Here is a 16,597-nt window from a genome sequence, read left to right as displayed (position 1 = left end):
GGCCGCATCAGCCGGTGCGGGGCGGCCGCCTCGTACCCCCGTACCCCTGTACCGGCTGCGGGCCGCACTCGATGTGCACGCTTGGGAAACACGCCCCTGTCGGTACGAACCCGACCGTCAACCCCGTCTAGCATCCGCATCTATGCGGACATTCTCTGACAACACGGCAGCGTGGCGCGGAGTGCTGCGTCCCCGCACCTCCGGCTCCGCGCCCGCAGTCGCGCCGGAGCCGGGACCGCGCCCCGCCGCCCGTCTCCCCACCGCGCTGCTCCCCTGGGCCTGGGCCGCCGGGCTCTTCGCGCTCTACGCGACCGTGTCCGTACGCCGCCATCTGCTCATCCGCACCACCGGTTACGACCTGGGGATCTTCGAGCAGGCCGTCCGCGCCTACGCCCAACTGCGCCCGCCCGTCGTCCCCTTGCGCGGCGAGGACTTCAACCTCCTCGGCGACCACTTCCACCCCGCCATCGCCGTCCTCGCCCCCCTGTACCGGATCTGGCCCGGCCCGCTGACCCTGCTGCTCGCCCAGGCCGCGCTGCTCGCCGTCGCCGTCGTCCCGCTCGCGGGCTGGGCGGCCGAGGTCCTGGGCCGCCGTGCCGCCCATGCCGTCGCGCTGGTGTACGGGCTCAGCTGGGGCATCGCGTCCGCCGTCGCCTTCGACTTCCATGAAGTCGCCCTCGCCGTACCCCTGGTCTCTGCCGCCGTCACCGCCCTCGGGCGCCGCCGCTGGAGAGCGGCCGTACTCTGGGCGGCGCCGCTCGTCCTCGTCAAGGAGGATCTCGGACTGACCCTCGCCGCCGTCGGCGCGTACCTCGTGTGGCAGGGGCCCCGGCGGCTCGGTCTGCTCACCGCCGCCGCCGGACTCGCGGCCAGCGCCGTCGAGATCAGACTCCTGCTGCCCGCGTTCAACCCGGCGGGCGGCTACGCCCATGGCGAGAACCTCGGCGACGGCGCCCACGGCTCCCTCCTCACCACGATCCTCTTCGCCCCGCTGGACGCCCTGCGCCCGGATATCAAGGCGATGACCCTGGTCCTCGTCTTCGCGCCCTCCGCCCTGCTTGCCCTGCGCTCCCCGCTCGCCCTGCTCGCCCTGCCCACCCTCGCCTGGCGGATGCTGTCCCAGAACGCCTTCCACTGGGGTACGTCGTTCCACTACAGCGCCGTGCTGATGCCGATCGTCACCGCCGGGCTGATCGACACACTCCGCCACTGGCGCACCACCGGCCCCGCCGCCACCGGTCCCGGCACCACCGGCCCCGGCTCCGGAGCGCGGTCGCCCGCCGCCCGTCATATCCGGGCCTCCCTGGTCACCGCGCTCGCCGTGACCGCCGTCATGCTGCCCAGCTTTCCCCTCGCCCAGCTGGCCCAGCGCGCCACCTGGCGCACCGGCGAGCACGTCGCCGCGGCGCGCGCGGTGCTCGCGAGGATCCCGGACGGTGCCACGGTCGCCGCCACCAACCGGCTCGTACCGCAGCTCACCTCCCGGACCGAGGTCGTCCTCTTCCCGTCCTTCCCGGTGCGCGCGCGGTTGTACGAGTACGCGCGGGACCGGCTGCCGCGCCCCACCGCCGAGTGGATCGTCCACGACCGCCACGCACCGCCCGCCTGGCCCTACCACGCGGGCCACTGGCCCTATCCGCCGGAACAGCAGGCGGCCGAGCTGGAGCGGGCCCAGCGGGTGTACGGCTACCGGAAGGTCGCCGAGCGCGACGGCATCACACTGCTGCGGATGGGCCCGCCCCGGCCCCCCGGCGCCCACGGCTGACCGGCCGGCCCCGGCGGCCCGGCCGGCAGCCGGTACAGGGTGCGGGGCACAGGGCACAGGGCACGGCAACGGGAACCGGCCCGGTCCGGTGCCGGTCCCTGGGCCCGCCCCGGCCCCCCGGCGCCCACGGCTGACCGGCCGGGCCCCGGCGGCCCGGCCGGCAGCCGGTACAGGGTGCGGGGCACAGGGCACAGGGCACGGCAACGGGAACCGGCCCGGTCCGGTGCCGGTCCGGAATGAGGGCGGTGCCCTTCATCGTTGAGGGGACGTGGTCTGCGCGGGGGTGCGCCGACCGGACGCACCGCATATCCCCGCTCCCGTACACCCGTTGATCCGCCGTCAGGCCGGACGAGGAGTTGCCCGTGACCGTACGAAAATCCCACTACGCATGTGGTCTCGACGCCGCCGTCGATGTCGTCGGCGGCAAATGGAAGGCACTGATCCTCTGGGAGCTGCACGTCCACGGCGCGGTCCGCTTCGGCGGGATGAGGCGGGCGCTGACCGGGATCAGCGAGAAGGTGCTGATCCAGCAGTTGCGGGAGCTGGAATCGGACGGAGTGGTCCACCGCGAGGTGTACGCGGAGGTGCCGCCGCGGGTGGAGTACTCCCTCACTCCGCTGGGCGAGGCGCTGAACAAGGCGCTGGAGCCGCTCGGCGTATGGAGCAAGACCTATATGGACGAGGTCGTCGCCCGCAGGACCGGTGCGGTGTAGGCCGTCCGCCTCTTTCGGATCTCGCCGGGCTCGCCCGCCCCAGCCGCCCCTGCCGCCCCCCGGCGTCAACCCGGCGCCCCTTCGGGCCTCCCCCTTCGGGGGATGCCCGCCGGAGCCCCCGAAGGCCCCGCACCACCGCTTTTCCGGGGGAGAACCCCGGAATCCCGGGCCCGCGCCCGCGTGCGCCCCGCCGTCCGCCGTCGTCCGGCCCCGCGGGCGACACCCCGGCGGCCCCCGGGTGCGTCCTTCGGCGGCGGTCACGCGTTATGGTGGAAACCCCCCCTCGGGCCGGTCCGTATCCCCCCCCACGGACCGGCCCGGTTTCTTTTCCGGGCCGGTGCGGAACGGGGCGACGCCCTTCCGCCCGCAGAGCAGCAGAGGCACCGAGCCGCCCGGACGCAGAGCCGCCCGGACGCAGCCGCAGGGGGGAGAGCCGCAGGGCGGCACGGCCGTACCGCCCCCGCCGCCCCGCGGGGGACCGGGCTCAGCCCAGACCGCGCCCGGCCCAGATGTTCGTCCCCGCGGTGTCCACCGCGAAGGCGTCGATCTCCGTCAGCTCCTCGGCCGTCAGCGGGGGCGAGGAGAGCGCGGCGACGTTCTCCTCCACCTGCGCCACGCTGGACGCGCCGATCAGCGCCGACGTCATCCGCGGATCCCGCAGCACCCAGCTCAGCGCCAGCTGCGCCAGCGACTGGCCCCGGCCGGCCGCGATCTCGTTCAGCCCGCTCAGCCGCCGGACGACCTCGTCGGAGAGCAGCCCCGGGTCCAGCGACTTGCCCTGAGTGGCCCGCGAACCCTCCGGGATGCCCTTCAGATACTTCCCGGTCAGCAGCCCCTGGGCGAGCGGTACGAACGCGATGCAGCCCATACCCGCCGTCTCCAGCGTGTCGAGCAGCCCGTCGTCCTCGATCCACCGGTTGATCATCGAGTAGGACGGCTGGTGGATCAGGGCCGGGACGCCCATCTCCTTCAGCAGCCGCGCCGCCTCGGCCGTCTGCTCGGCGTTGTACGAGGAGACACCCGCGTACAGCGCCTTCCCCTGCCGCACCGCGGACGCCAGCGCGCCCATCGTCTCCTCCAGCGGAGTCTCCGGGTCGAAGCGGTGCGAGTAGAAGATGTCGACGTACTCCAGGCCCATCCGCTTCAGGGACGCGTCCAGCGACGACAGCAGGTACTTCCGGGAACCCCACTCACCGTACGGCCCGGGATGCATCAAATATCCCGCTTTGGTGGAAATAATAAGTTCGTCCCGGTAGGCCGAGAAATCCTGGGCGAAGAGCTTCCCGAAGTTCAGCTCGGCCGAGCCGGGCGGCGGCCCGTAGTTGTTCGCCAGGTCGAAGTGGGTGACGCCCAGATCGAAGGCGCGGCGCAGGATCGCCCGCTGGGTGTCCAGCGCGCGGTCGTCGCCGAAGTTGTGCCACAGGCCCAGCGAGACGGCGGGCAGTTTCAGCCCGGAGCGGCCGGTACGGCGGTACTCCATGGCGTCGTAGCGGTCGGGGACGGCGAGGTAAGCGGAGGAATCAGTCACGTATCCCTCCTTATCACGGACTTGTGACAGACCGGGTTGGGCCCGGGTGGCCCGTGCGCAGTACTGTGGCGCCTTCAAGGGATTCGCCGCACGGCCCGGACGGTGTGCACCGTACGGGTGGGGACCGGGGCCGGTGCGCGTCGCCCGTACGGACCCGGGGCAGCCCCGCGGTCCCCCACACCCCCAGGTCCGCCGAGCCCCGGACCGGGGCGTCGTGAGCCCGATCGGACCGAGAGGTGGACTCTGTGAACTTGCGGGACCTGGTGTACAGGCTCTACGCACGCCGGGTGGAAGGCCGACTCGACCACGCCCAGGTGCCCAAACACATCGGAGTCATCCTCGACGGCAACCGCCGCTGGGCGAAGGCCTCCGGCGGCACCGCCGCCCAGGGCCACCAGGCGGGCGCCAGCAAGATCCTCGAACTGCTCGGCTGGTGCGCCGAGACCGATGTCGAGGTCGTCACCCTCTGGATGCTCTCCACCGACAACTTCGACCGGCCCGAGGAAGAGCTGACCCCGCTCCTCGGCATCATCGAGCAGTCCGTCCGCGATCTCGCGGCCGACGGCCGCTGGCGCGTCCACCACGTCGGCACCCTCGATCTGCTGCCCGGCCGTACCCAGACCGTGCTCAAGGAGGCCGAACAGGCCACCGCGGACCACACCGGCATACTCGTCAACGTCGCCGTCGGCTACGGCGGCCGCCAGGAGATCGCGGACGCGGTCCGCTCCCTGCTGCACGAGCACGCCGAGAAGGGCACCAGCTTCGAGGAGCTGGCGGAGATCGTCGATATCGACCTGATCTCCGAGCACCTCTACACCCGCGGCCAGCCCGACCCCGATCTGGTCATCCGCACCAGCGGCGAACAGCGGCTCTCCGGTTTCATGCTCTGGCAGAGCGCCCACTCGGAGTACTACTTCTGCGAGGTCTTCTGGCCCGCGTTCCGCAAGGTCGACTTCCTGCGCGCGCTGCGCGACTACGCGGCCCGCCACCGCCGCTACGGCGGCTGACCCCGCTCCTCCCGCCCGGGAGCTTTCCGCTTCCTTCACCCACTGTTCGGCCATCCGCCGCCCCCGGCCGGGGCATGGCCGCGCATGATCCAGGGCATATTCCCAGCAGGTCGGCGTCCGGTCCTCGGGCGCCGGACTCCGTGGGCGGCTCCGGCCGCCCGCCCGGGAGGCCCTTTGCACACGAAGGCACGCACCAGCGGTGCGGACCACGCGGAGGGCCGGAGCTCGGCCCGTGCACTGCGGCCCGCAGCCCGGCTCTTCTCCCCGCCTGACGGCGGGGCCGGTCCCCCGCCGTCAGTGGCGGGCGGATCCTGGCCCGCGACGGCACCGCTCCGTCGACCTCTTCCGAGGGGGTACGTCCTTCCGTGGTGAACAGCAACACTAAGCGCCGCATGCCCGACCGGCGCACGTACGTTCTCGACACCAGCGTCCTGCTGGCCGACCCGAACGCCCCGACCCGCTTCGAGGAACACGAAGTCGTGCTCCCGATCGTGGTCATCGCCGAGCTGGAGGCCAAACGGCACCATCCGGAGCTGGGCTACTTCGCCCGGCAGGCCCTGCGCCTGCTGGACGAGTTCCGCATCCGGTACGGCAGGCTCGACGCCCCGCTGCCGCTCGGCAGCCTCGGCGGCACCCTCAGGGTCGAGCTGAACCACTCCGACCCGGGAATCCTCCCGGCCGGCTACCGGCTGGGCGACAACGACTCCCGGATCCTCGCGGTGGCGAGAAACCTCCAGGCCGAGGGGTACGACGTCACCGTCGTCTCCAAGGATCTGCCCCTGCGGATCAAAGCGTCGTCGGTCGGGCTGCTCGCCGAGGAGTACCGCGCCGAACTCGCCATCACGGACTCCGGCTGGACCGGAATGGCCGAACTCTCCCTCCCCGCCGACCAGGTGGATCTGCTCTACGGGGGCGGGGAGAGCGTCCATGTCCCCGAGGCCGCCGAGCTGCCCGTCCACACCGGGCTGGTGCTCCAGTCCGAGCGCGGCCGGGCCCTGGGCCGGGTCACCCCCGAGGGGACCGTCCGGCTGGTCCGCGGCGACCGCGAGGCCTTCGGCATCCACGGCCGCAGCGCCGAACAGCGGATCGCCCTCGATCTGCTGCTCGACCCCGAGGTCGGCATCGTCTCCCTCGGCGGACGGGCGGGCACCGGCAAATCGGCGCTCGCGCTCTGCGCCGGCCTCGAAGCCGTCCTGGAGCGCCGGCAGCACCAGAAGGTGATGGTCTTCCGCCCGCTGTACGCGGTCGGCGGCCAGGAACTGGGCTATCTCCCCGGTACCGAGGCCGAGAAGATGAACCCCTGGGCCCAGGCCGTCTTCGACACACTGTCCGCGGTCGCCGGACGGGAGGTCATCGAGGAGGTCCTCGGCCGCGGGATGCTGGAGGTGCTGCCGCTCACCCATATCCGGGGCCGCTCCCTCCACGACGCCTTCGTCATCGTCGACGAGGCCCAGTCGCTGGAGCGGAACGTCCTGCTCACCGTGTTGTCCCGGATCGGCGCCAACTCCCGGGTGGTCCTCACCCACGATGTGGCCCAGCGGGACAATCTGCGGGTCGGCCGGTACGACGGAGTGGTCGCCGTGGTCGAGAAGCTGAAGGGCCATCCGCTCTTCGCCCATGTCACCCTCACCCGCTCGGAACGCTCCCAGATCGCCGCACTGGTGACCGAAATGCTGGAGGACGGACATATCTGACCCGCCGGCAGCCCCTGCCCTCCCTCGATGCCCGAATGAGGGCAGTCAAGGACCCTTGAGGAGAGTTGAGGAGGCTTAAGGGGCCTTCGGGATTCTCCATGACTCTTGAGGACTCTTGAGGACTTTTCCAGCTCTTCGATGGGCTTGGGGAGCTTTACGGTCCTTTACGGCGCCGTCCCGCCAAAGGCGCAAGAGCCTAGCGGGACGGCGCCGTTCCGTATCCGCGTTCGACCGAAAAACCGGCGCGTAGGCCATGTGAGCTTTCCCACGCAACCGGGAATTGCCTTGCGGTCCGGGTTCCGGCAGAGTCTTGCTTCCGTCAGGCCCCGCACACGACACCCATGGACACCTGTGGTGCCCCGCGCCACTCCCACAACTCCACAACCGACCGTCGTGTGCCGCCCGGAAAGCATCACCGGCCACTCCCACGACGGGAGTTGACCGCGGGCCAGCGCCTCCCGTGACCTGTATTTCAGTGGAGGCCAGCGCCAGGGGCACGATTCGCCCGCGGGGTCACCTGTGCGGGTGATGCTGGAAGGAAACCGTGTGAGCCGGATCTCGGTCCGGGGATTCGCGGTGGCGTCCGCCACCGCGGTCACCACCGTCGGAGCCGTTGTCGGCGTTGCCTCGGGCAACCCCCAGTCCTCGGACACCGTGGAGACGGCCGCGTCCGACGCGACGACCCTCCTCGCGGACGTCCCCTCGGGCGAACAGGCCCAGGTGCAGGCGGTCGTACTGGCCGAGCAGGCCGGCGCCCAGGCCGCCGCCGCCGAAACCACGGCCAGGAAGTCGGCCGAGGAGTCCGCGCGGATCGCCGCGGCCAAGGCCGCCAAGGACAAGAAGGCCGCCGCCGAAGCCAAGGCGAAGAAGGAGCGCGAGGAGGCCAAGGAGCGCGCCGAGCGCAGCAAGGCCCGCGACGCCTCCAGCTTCACGGCCAAGGCCTCGTACTCCATCGCCGAGGTCAAGGACATCGCCCGGCAGATGATGTCGGCCGGCGACTTCCAGTGCTTCAGCAGCATCGTGACGAAGGAGTCGGGCTGGCGCTACACCGCGACGAACCCGTCCTCGGGCGCGTACGGTCTGGTCCAGGCGTACCCCGCCACCAAGATGGCGACGGCCGGTGCCGACTGGCGCACCAACCCGGCCACCCAGATCAAATGGGGTCTGAACTATATGAACGACCGCTACGGCAGCCCGTGCGGAGCCTGGGGCTTCTGGCAGGAGAACCGCTGGTACTGAGGTCTGCCCGGGATCCCCGGTCCGCCGCTCAACTTCACGGAACCCCTCACCGTCCCTACGGTGAGGGGTTCCGTGTTGTTGTAGCGTCGTCGGTCCCGGAGCACCGGGCGACTGGGGGAGAGCATGGGGGGCAGGGGAAACGTCATGTCACGGTTTCCGGGGTGGCTGGCGGGTGCCGCGGCCGGGCTCGGCCGGGCCGCCGAACTGTTGCAGGAGCGGCGGGCCGCGGCCGACGACGAGGGGGGCCGGAGCGACAAGTCCTCCGGCGGGTACGGGAGTCCGGAGCGGTCCGCGGAGACCGCCGGACCTGCCGCGGCCTCCGGCGGCTCCGGCGAGGCGTCCGGGGGCGCGGTGACCGTGCCCCCGCCGCCCGTCTACGCCCCCGCCGCCGCGCCGAGGCCCGATCCGACGTCCGCCATCCCCTGGGGGATCCGGGTCGCCGCCGAGGCGGGCTGGCGGCTGCTGGTCCTCGCCGGGGTGTTCTGGGTGCTGATGAAGATCATCAGTGCGGTGCAGCTGGTGATGCTGTCCTTCGTCGCCTCCCTGCTGATCACGGCCCTCCTTCAGCCGACCGTCGCCCGGCTGAAGCGGTGGGGGATGCCGCGCGGTCTCGCCACCGCGGTCACCGTCGTCGTCGGCTTCGTCGTCATCAGCCTGGTCGGCTGGTTTGTCGTCTGGCAGGTGATGGAGAACCTCGACACCCTCTCCGAGAAGGTCAGGGACGGTATCGAGGAGGGGAAGCGCCGGCTGCTGGACAGCCCCTTCCATGTCACCGAGGGCCAGATCAACGATATCGCCGACAACTTCAGCCAGGCGATCGGGAACAACACGCAGGAGATCACCTCCGCCGGGCTCCAGGGGGTGACCGTGATGGTGGAGATCCTCACCGGCATTCTGCTGGCGATGTTCTCCACGCTCTTCCTGCTGTACGACGGGGACCGGATCTGGCGCTGGACACTGAAGCTGGTGCCGGCTCAGGCCAGGGAGGGCGTCGCCGGGGCCGGTCCGCGGGCCTGGCGGACCCTGACCGCCTATGTGCGGGGCACGGTGCTGGTGGCCCTGATCGACGCCATCTTCATCGGGCTCGGGATCTATGTCCTCGATGTGCCGATGGCCGTACCGCTCGCCGTGTTCATCTTCCTGTTCGCCTTCATCCCGCTCGTCGGCGCGGTCATCTCGGGGGCGCTGGCCGTGGTCGTGGCGCTGGTCACCCATGGGCCGCTGACCGCGCTGCTGGTGCTCGGCGTGGTGCTCACGGTCCAGCAGATCGAAGGCCATGTGCTCCAGCCGTTCATCCTGGGCCGTGCGGTACGGGTGCATCCGCTGGCCGTCGTCCTCTCGGTGGCGGTCGGCGGGCTCACGGCCGGAATCGGCGGCGCGGTGGTGGCGGTTCCGCTGGTGGCCGTGGGCAATACGGTCGTCGGCTATCTGCGGGCGTACGGCAAGGAGCAGCCGCCGGGCTGTACGGCCCCGCCGCCCGCCGGGACCGTCCCCGCCCCACGGCCGCTACCGGCCCCGAGGGCGGCGGAGCCCCCGACCGGGTCCGGTGCCGAGGCGTCCACCGGGGCCGGTGAGCCCGCGGCGGCACCAGGAATCGCCGCGGCGCCCGCCGCCGCCGAAGGAGGGGAGCAGGCGTGATATCCGAGCCCGAACTGGTCGGCGGCGACCATCCGGAGCGGGGCCCCGTACTGCCCGGACCGCCCGGGATCCCGGACCCCGCCCCGGACGAGCGGCCCGACGGCGGGGACGACGGCCGCGGCGAGCGGCTGGAGTCGGGCCGCGTGGAGCACCGGCTGCCGCTGAGGCCCTGGCAGTGGGGCGCCGCGGGAGCGGTGGCGGCTTCGCTGCTCTGGGCGGGGGGGCTGTTCGCGTACCAGGCCACGACCGGTGGGGACCCGGATCCCGGCCCGTACCGCGCGGTCGAGGATCTGTGCGCACCGGCCGTCATGAAGGAGCTGACCGCGGTCCTCGGCAAGGTGTCGTCGCGGGATCCCGAGAGGTTCGCGCACCCGGCGATGGACGAGGCGCAATGCAGCCTCACCCTCGGCCCGAATCCGGCGGTCGGCAGTGAACTGTCGTCCGTCGATCCGGCGACGGGAGCGGAGCGCAAGCTGAGCATCGCGGTCCGGATCAGCTACACGCTGCACCGCAAGACCGATCCGGGCCCCGAGTTCGACGCACGGATCCTGGTCCGGGCGAAGGGGATGCACATCGAGGCCGAGCCGGTGCCGGAGGTCGGTGAGCGTGCGTACCGTATGACCGAGGGCCAGAACGAGGTGCTCCATGTCCTCGACGGGCAGGCCGTACTGGAGCTGCAGGTCTACTCCTACTGGACGGGGGAGCAGGACGCGCCGCCGCCGTCCCTGCAGGGAGTCGAGGAGAGCCGGGGCGCCCTGGAGGCGGATGCGCGGGCGCTGCTGGAGAGCCTCCGCGGCGGCCGGGCCTGACTCCGCAGCACCGCGATGGCGCGGGGCACGGGAAAGGGCACGTACGACGGATGTCGTACGTGCCCTTCCGCGCGTTCCGGCGGGGTCAGCCCGCGAGCGCGGCCTCGGACTCCAGCGTGGTGCCCACGGCCTGGACGACGGAGGCGATCTTGAACGCCTCCTGGACCGTCTCGCGGTCCACGCCCGCCTTGCGGAGCACCTGCTCGTGCGAGTCGAGGCACTGGCCGCAGCCGTTGACGGCGGAGACGGCGAGCGACCACAGCTCGAAGTCGACCTTCTCCACGCCCGGGTTGCCGATGACGTTCATCCGCAGGCCGGCGCGGAGCGTGCCGTACTCCGGGTCGGAGAGCAGGTGCCGGGTGCGGTAGAAGACGTTGTTCATCGCCATGATCGCGGCGGCGGCCTTGGCGGCGTTGTACGCCTCCGGCGACAGCTGCGCCTTGGCCTCCGGCTCCAGCTCACGCAGGACGATCGGGCTGCGCGAGGCGATCGCGGTGGCCAGCACGGTGCCCCAGAGCTGCTGCTGGGTGAGCTTGTCGTTGTTGCCGATGACCGAGCCCAGATTGAGCTTCAGATCCTTGGCGTAGTCCGGTATGGCGGACTTCAGCGCGTCGAGCGACACGGGTCACTCACCGGCCAGCAGGGTGGCGGCGTCCAGGGTGTCCTCGCCCTTGGTCCAGTTGCACGGGCACAGCTCGTCCGTCTGGAGGGCGTCGAGGACCCGGAGGACCTCCTTCGGGTTACGGCCGACGGAGCCCGCGGTCACCATCGTGAACTGGATCTCGTTGTTCGGGTCGACGATGAAGACGGCGCGCTGGGCGAAACCGTCGGCGCCCTCGATGCCGAGGTCGCGCATCAGCTCGTGCTTGGAGTCGGCCAGCATCGGGAAGGGCAGGTCACGCAGGTCGGCGTGGTCCTTGCGCCAGGCGTGGTGGACGAACTCCGAGTCGCCGGAGAAGCCGAGGACCTGGGCGTCGCGGTCGGCGAACTCGTCGTTCAGCTTGCCGAAGGCGGCGATCTCGGTCGGGCAGACGAAGGTGAAGTCCTTCGGCCAGGCGAAGACGACCTTCCACTTGCCCTCGTAGGACTTGTGGTTGATGACCTCGAACTCCTTGCCGCTCTCAAGCGAGACGCAGGCCGTCAGTTCGAAGGTGGGGAACTGGTCGCCGACAGTGAGCACAGTGTCACTCCATGGTGCTGAGGGGTTGGACAAATCCACCCTGTCATACCCGCTACCGCCGGTGAAATTGATCAATCGGCTCAGTGTGATCCAATCCTTCAATCAATCGGAGGATGCCCTTCCGGGTCGGCGCTCCGGGCCGCCCGGACCGGGTGCGGCGGCGGTGCCGATTCTGCCAGGCGCCGCCCGCTGTCCGTCCGTTCGGCGGGCGCACCGCCCCCACCTGCGTATGCACTCCATGTATACCTCGTGTGTATAGTCGGATCATGTCCATCGGTCACGCCCTTCTCGGGCTCCTCGAATCCGGCCCTCGTCACGGCTACGACCTCAAACGTGCCTTCGACGAGAAGTTCGGCCACGACAAGCCCCTCCACTACGGGCAGGTCTACTCGACCATGTCCCGGCTCCTGAAGAACGGACTCGTCGAGGTCGACGGCGTCGAGCCCGGCGGCGGACCCGAGCGGAAGCGGTACGCGATCACCGACGCCGGGATCACCGACGTCGACGCGTGGCTCGCCCGGCCCGAGGCCCCGGAGCCGTACCTCCAGTCCGTGCTCTACACCAAGGTCGTCCTCGCCCTGCTCACCGGGCGCGGCGCCGCCGAACTGCTCGACATCCAGCGGTCCGAGCATCTGCGGCTGATGCGGGTCCTGACCGACCGCAAACGCCGGGGCGACCTCGCCGACCAGCTCATCTGCGACCACGCCCTGTTCCATCTGGAGGCCGATCTGCGCTGGCTCGAACTGACCGCGGCCCGGCTGGACCGGCTCGCCCGGGAGGTAGGAGCATGACCACCGACGCCCTGCTCGTCGCCGAGGACCTGCACAAGGCCTACGGACCCACCCCCGCCCTCGACGGCGCCCACTTCGCCATCCGCGCCGGTGAGGTCGTCGCCGTCATGGGCCCCTCCGGCTCCGGCAAGTCGACCCTGCTGCACTGCCTCGCGGGCATCGTGCGCCCCGACTCCGGATCCATCCGCTACCAGGGACGGGAGCTGGCCGGACTCTCCGACAAGGAGCGCAGTCTGCTGCGCCGGACCGAATTCGGCTTCGTCTTCCAGTTCGGCCAGCTGGTACCCGAGCTGACCTGCACCGAGAACGTCGCCCTGCCGCTGCGGCTCGCCGGGACCGCCCGCAAGCCGGCCGAAACCGCCGCCCGGCAGTGGATGGAACGGCTGGAAGTCGACTCCGTCGGACACAAGCGGCCCGGTGAGGTCTCCGGCGGGCAGGGGCAGCGGGTCGCCGTCGCCCGCTCCCTGGTCACCTCCCCCCGGGTCCTCTTCGCCGACGAACCCACCGGCGCCCTGGACTCCCTCAACGGCGAGCGGGTGATGGAACTCTTCACCGACGCCGCCCGGTCGTCCGGGTCCGCCGTCGTCCTGGTCACCCACGAACCCCGGGTCGCGGCCTACTCGGACCGCGAGGTCGTCGTCCGCGACGGAAAGACCCGGGGCCTGGAGTACGTCGTATGACCATCCGCGCCTGGGCCCGCGACCTCGCCCTCGGAATCCGCTTCGGCGCCTCCGGCGGCCGCGAGGGCTGGACCCGTACCCTCCTCACCGCACTCGGCGTCGGCCTCGGCGTCGCGATGCTCCTGCTGGCCTCCTCCGTCCCCGGCATGATCGAACAGCGCGACGACCGCGCCGACCACCGGACCCCGGTGGAGATCAAGCAGATCGGCTCGCCGGAGATCCCGCCCGGTGCCGGCACCGTGCTGTGGGACGGCGTCGAAACGACCTACCGCGACCGGGCCGTCAAGGGCACCCTGCTGCGGGCGGACGGCGCCGACCCCGTACGGCCGCCCGGCGTCGCCGTCTTTCCGGAACCCGGCGAGATGGTCGTCTCACCCGCACTCGGTGAACTCCTGCGCTCATCCGAGGGCAAGCTCCTCGGCGAGCGCTACGGCGGGAAGATCACCGGCACCATCGGCGACGAGGGCCTCCTCGGCTCCCGCGAGCTGTACTTCTACCTCGGCAGCGCGGACCTCGCCCAGGAGTCCGGCAGTACCCGGATCAGCCGCTTCGACGACGGTGCGCGAGTGTCCCCACCGCTCAACCCCGTCCTCGTCGTCCTCCTCGTACTGGTCTGCGTGGTGCTGCTGGTGCCGGTGGCCGTCTTCGTCGCCACCGCCGTCCGCTTCGGCGGCGAACGGCGCGACCGGCGGCTCGCCGCACTCCGCCTGGTCGGCGCCGACACCCGGACGGTCCGCCGGATCGCGGGCGGCGAGGCGCTCTTCGGCGCCCTGCTCGGACTGGCCTTCGGTATCGGCCTGTTCTTCGCGGTCCGGCCGCTCGCCGGGGGCATCGGGCTGTACGGCCTGAGCGCCTTCCCCTCCGATGTCAGACCCGTGCCGCTGCTCGGCGCGCTGATCGTGGTCGCCGTACCCGTCTCCGCCGTCGTGGTCACCCTCTTGGCCCTGCGTACGGTCGTGATCGAACCGCTGGGCGTGGTCCGGCACTCCGCCACCAGGCAGCGCCGTCTGTGGTGGCGGCTGCTGCTCCCCGCCCTCGGACTCGCCCTGCTGCTCACCGGCCGGCTCGGCTCCGGCGACGAGGACGTCGCGGTCTTCCCGATAGCCGCCGGGGCGATCCTGGTGCTCATCGGGCTCACGACCCTGCTGCCGTGGCTGGTCGACAAGGTCGTCGGACGGTTGCGCGGCGGTTCCGTCCCCTGGCAACTGGCGGTCCGGCGGCTGCAGCTGAGCAGCGATGCGGCCGCCCGCGCGGTCAGCGGGATCATGGTCGCCGTCGCCGGGGCGATCGCCCTCCAGATGCTGTTCTCCGCGGTCGAGGGGGACTTCGTCCGGGAGACCGAGCAGGACCTGGACCGGGCCCAGTTGAGCGTCACGGCGGACATCACCGGTGCCGGGTCCGCCGGCAGGGTGGTCACCGCCCTCCGGGGGACGGAAGGGGTCCGCACGGTCACCGGAGTAACCCAGACGCAGCTCTACACCCCGGCCCGCACCCCGGAGGAGGTGGCGGCCGGGTACGGCGAGATCATCACGCTGACCGTCGGCGACTGCTCCACCCTGGGCGAACTCGCCGCGCTCCCCTCCTGCAAGGACGGCGACGCCTTCGTCGTCGTCGGCACGGACACCGAAACGGGCGCGCTGATCAGGCAGTCCGCCGCCCTCGGCAAGCCGTATCTGACGGGAGCCCCCCGGGAGAGCGCCGCCGAAGGCAAGCCCGTCAGGACCTGGGACCTGCCGGAGGGCGCGCCGACCGTGACCGCACGGACCGACGCGGCGGACAACGAGCACCCCGGGATCTTCGCCACCCCGGGCGCCGTCGACCTCCGGGACTTCCCCGCCGCGAGCGCCGTGGCGATGGTCTCCGTCGACGAGCGGGTACCCGACGCGCGGGAGCACGTCCGCAACACCGTCGCCCGGATCGACCCCGGCGCCCATGTCTGGCAGCTGACCACCGTCGAGGAGGACGAGCAGTTCGCCAAAGTCCGTATCGCGCTGCTGATCGGCTCCCTTGCGACCATGGCGCTGATTGCTGCCTCCATGCTGGTGTCCCAGATCGAACAGCTGCGGGAGCGGCGCAAGCTGCTCTCGGTGCTCGTCGCCTTCGGCACCCGCCGCGCCACCATCGCCTGGTCGGTGCTGTGGCAGACCGCCGTCCCGGTGGCCATCGGCACCACCCTGGCGATCGCCGGCGGTCTCGGCCTCGGGCTGGTGATGCTCGAACTGGTCGGTGCGCGGGTGGCCGACTGGTGGGGCTTCCTGCCGGTCGCCGGGGCGGGCGTCGCGGTGATCGTGGTGGTGACGGTGCTCAGCCTGCCGCCGCTCTACCGGATGATGCGCCCGGACGGTCTGCGCACCGAATAGCGCCGCTCTGGCGGAGGCTCAGGCTCCGGGGGCGGGATCCCCGGGGTCCGTCACCGGAGCCGTGCCCTCGGTGCGCAGCCGTACCGGCAGGCCCCCCAGCGCGCCCCGCAGCGACCGCGCGAACTCCTCGAACTCGCCCTGGCGGGCCGCCCCGGTGCGGGTCGCCAGGGCGATCCGGCGCGCCGGGGCGGGGTCCGCGAAGCAGCCGGTGAGCAGCCCGCCCCGGCCGGTCTCCACTTCGACCGCGGTCCGCGGCAGCAGGGTCACCCCGAGGCCGCCCGCCACCAGCTGCACCAGCGTCGCAAGGCCCGCGGCGGTCGTCGTCACCGGAGCCCGCTCGTCGCGCCCCGCCTCCCGGCAGATGTCCAGTGCCTGGTCGCGCAGGCAGTGCCCCTCGTCGAGCAGGAGCAGCGGCAGTTCGCGCAGTACCTCGCGGGAGAGGTCGCGCCGTCCGCCGAGGGGATGGCCCTCCGGGGTCACCAGGACGAAGTCCTCGTCGAACAGCGGGATCTCGGTCACCCCCGGCACCCCCAGTGGCACCGCGAGCAGCAGCAGATCGAGCCGTCCGGCCGCCAGCCCGTCCAGCAGCGACGAGGTCTGCTCCTCGTGGACCTGGAGGTCGAGGTCGGGATAGGTGCCGTGGACCAGCCTCAGCACATCCGGCAGAAGATAGGGGGCGACGGTCGGGATCACCCCGAGCCGCAGCACACCGGTGAACGGGGCCCGGACCGCCGCCGCCTCCTCCAGCAGCTCCCCGACGGCGTCCAGGACCGCCTTGGCGCGGGCCGCGAGCCGCTCACCGGCGGGGGAGAGCAGCACCTTCCGGGTGGTCCGCTCCACGAGCTGCACCCCGAGGGTCTCCTCCAGCGCCGATACGGCCCCGGAGAGCGCGGGCTGACTCATGCCGATGGCCGCGGCGGCGTCCCGGAAGTGCAGATGCTCGGCCACCGCCGTGAACGCCCGCAGTTGCGAAAGGCTGGGCTGTTTGCCCCGATTTGCCGTAGCCATTGATTCCTTCTCCCGATCGTTCCCCTTGATGTTAATCGGCTGTTCCGTCGAGTCGGCGAGGGGTGCCGACGGCCGGTCCCGGCATCGGGGACAGCCGTGATCAACCGGAGTGAGGTGCTTCGGCCGGGCCGCCGGAGCGGCGGCGGCCCGGCCGTGCCGGGGGAGTGCCCGGGTGTCCGGGTCCG

The 16,597-nt window shown here is 71.7% G+C and carries 14 protein-coding genes; 10 read left to right on the top strand and 4 right to left on the bottom strand.

The features are described from left to right. Positions 1-142: 142 nt before the first annotated feature. Together ACIQ9E_RS05765 and ACIQ9E_RS05760 are read left to right on the top strand one after the other, a co-directional pair. Complete coding sequence (locus ACIQ9E_RS05765; protein ID WP_403702442.1) at positions 143-1,765, top strand: DUF2079 domain-containing protein; 1,623 nt, start codon at positions 143-145, stop codon at positions 1,763-1,765. 362 nt (positions 1,766-2,127) lie between these two features. Continuing rightward, complete coding sequence (locus tag ACIQ9E_RS05760) at positions 2,128-2,478, top strand: winged helix-turn-helix transcriptional regulator (protein WP_403702439.1); 351 nt, start codon at positions 2,128-2,130, stop codon at positions 2,476-2,478. A gap of 484 nt (positions 2,479-2,962) precedes the next feature. Here the strand turns inward: ACIQ9E_RS05760 and mgrA are convergent, their stop codons facing one another. Beyond that, positions 2,963-4,006, bottom strand: a complete 1,044-nt coding sequence (gene mgrA, locus ACIQ9E_RS05755; protein WP_403702437.1) for an L-glyceraldehyde 3-phosphate reductase — start codon at positions 4,004-4,006, stop codon at positions 2,963-2,965. A 245-nt stretch (positions 4,007-4,251) separates the two neighbouring features. Here mgrA and ACIQ9E_RS05750 point away from each other — a divergent pair, with 245 nt between their 5' ends. From ACIQ9E_RS05750 to ACIQ9E_RS05730, 5 genes are all read left to right on the top strand, one after another. Beyond that, entirely contained in the window at positions 4,252-5,013 is a 762-nt protein-coding gene (locus tag ACIQ9E_RS05750; protein WP_403702434.1) for an isoprenyl transferase, read from the top strand. A gap of 368 nt (positions 5,014-5,381) precedes the next feature. Further along, positions 5,382-6,707, top strand: coding sequence for a PhoH family protein (locus ACIQ9E_RS05745; RefSeq protein ID WP_403702431.1), 1,326 nt, complete (start codon positions 5,382-5,384; stop codon positions 6,705-6,707). Between the two features lie 546 nt (positions 6,708-7,253). Next, on the top strand, positions 7,254-7,946 hold the full coding sequence (locus tag ACIQ9E_RS05740) for a transglycosylase SLT domain-containing protein (protein ID WP_403702428.1): 693 nt from the start codon (positions 7,254-7,256) through the stop codon (positions 7,944-7,946). A 144-nt stretch (positions 7,947-8,090) separates the two neighbouring features. After that, positions 8,091-9,584: an AI-2E family transporter gene (locus ACIQ9E_RS05735; RefSeq protein ID WP_403702425.1), complete on the top strand. Its 1,494-nt coding sequence runs from the start codon at positions 8,091-8,093 to the stop codon at positions 9,582-9,584. Then, positions 9,581-10,393: a hypothetical protein gene (locus ACIQ9E_RS05730; RefSeq protein ID WP_403702422.1), complete on the top strand. Its 813-nt coding sequence runs from the start codon at positions 9,581-9,583 to the stop codon at positions 10,391-10,393. The genes ACIQ9E_RS05735 and ACIQ9E_RS05730 overlap by 4 nt, the downstream gene beginning before the upstream one ends. A gap of 85 nt (positions 10,394-10,478) precedes the next feature. Here the strand turns inward: ACIQ9E_RS05730 and ACIQ9E_RS05725 are convergent, their stop codons facing one another. Both ACIQ9E_RS05725 and ACIQ9E_RS05720 read right to left on the bottom strand, forming a co-directional pair. After that, positions 10,479-11,015 carry an alkyl hydroperoxide reductase gene (locus ACIQ9E_RS05725; RefSeq protein WP_366254926.1) on the bottom strand — a complete coding sequence of 179 codons (537 nt, stop codon included), beginning with the start codon at positions 11,013-11,015 and terminating at the stop codon, positions 10,479-10,481. A gap of 3 nt (positions 11,016-11,018) precedes the next feature. Then, positions 11,019-11,573 (bottom strand): peroxiredoxin, encoded by a 555-nt coding sequence (locus ACIQ9E_RS05720; RefSeq protein ID WP_006346875.1) that lies wholly within the window; start codon positions 11,571-11,573, stop codon positions 11,019-11,021. Positions 11,574-11,839: 266 nt separating this feature from the next. On the opposite strand from ACIQ9E_RS05720, the gene ACIQ9E_RS05715 reads away from it, so the two are divergent. Genes ACIQ9E_RS05715 through ACIQ9E_RS05705 form a run of 3 tightly spaced genes read left to right on the top strand, consistent with a single transcriptional unit; the run spans position 11,840 to position 15,404 of the window. Further along, a complete protein-coding gene (locus ACIQ9E_RS05715; protein WP_403702418.1) occupies positions 11,840-12,364 on the top strand; it encodes a PadR family transcriptional regulator in 525 nt (174 codons plus the stop codon). Further along, positions 12,361-13,044: an ABC transporter ATP-binding protein gene (locus tag ACIQ9E_RS05710; protein ID WP_403702415.1), complete on the top strand. Its 684-nt coding sequence runs from the start codon at positions 12,361-12,363 to the stop codon at positions 13,042-13,044. The genes ACIQ9E_RS05715 and ACIQ9E_RS05710 overlap by 4 nt, the downstream gene beginning before the upstream one ends. Continuing rightward, entirely contained in the window at positions 13,041-15,404 is a 2,364-nt protein-coding gene (locus ACIQ9E_RS05705; RefSeq protein WP_403702412.1) for an FtsX-like permease family protein, read from the top strand. The genes ACIQ9E_RS05710 and ACIQ9E_RS05705 overlap by 4 nt, the downstream gene beginning before the upstream one ends. Positions 15,405-15,422: 18 nt before the next feature. Here ACIQ9E_RS05705 and ACIQ9E_RS05700 read toward each other — a convergent pair whose 3' ends face one another. Further along, on the bottom strand, positions 15,423-16,412 hold the full coding sequence (locus ACIQ9E_RS05700; RefSeq protein ID WP_403702409.1) for a LysR substrate-binding domain-containing protein: 990 nt from the start codon (positions 16,410-16,412) through the stop codon (positions 15,423-15,425). Between the last annotated feature and the right edge of the window lie 185 nt (positions 16,413-16,597).

This window comes from Streptomyces sp. NPDC094448, assembly GCF_044763775.1.
Classification (GTDB): Bacteria; Actinomycetota; Actinomycetes; order Streptomycetales; family Streptomycetaceae; genus Streptomyces.
This window is presented reverse-complemented; position numbering and strand designations above follow the sequence as displayed.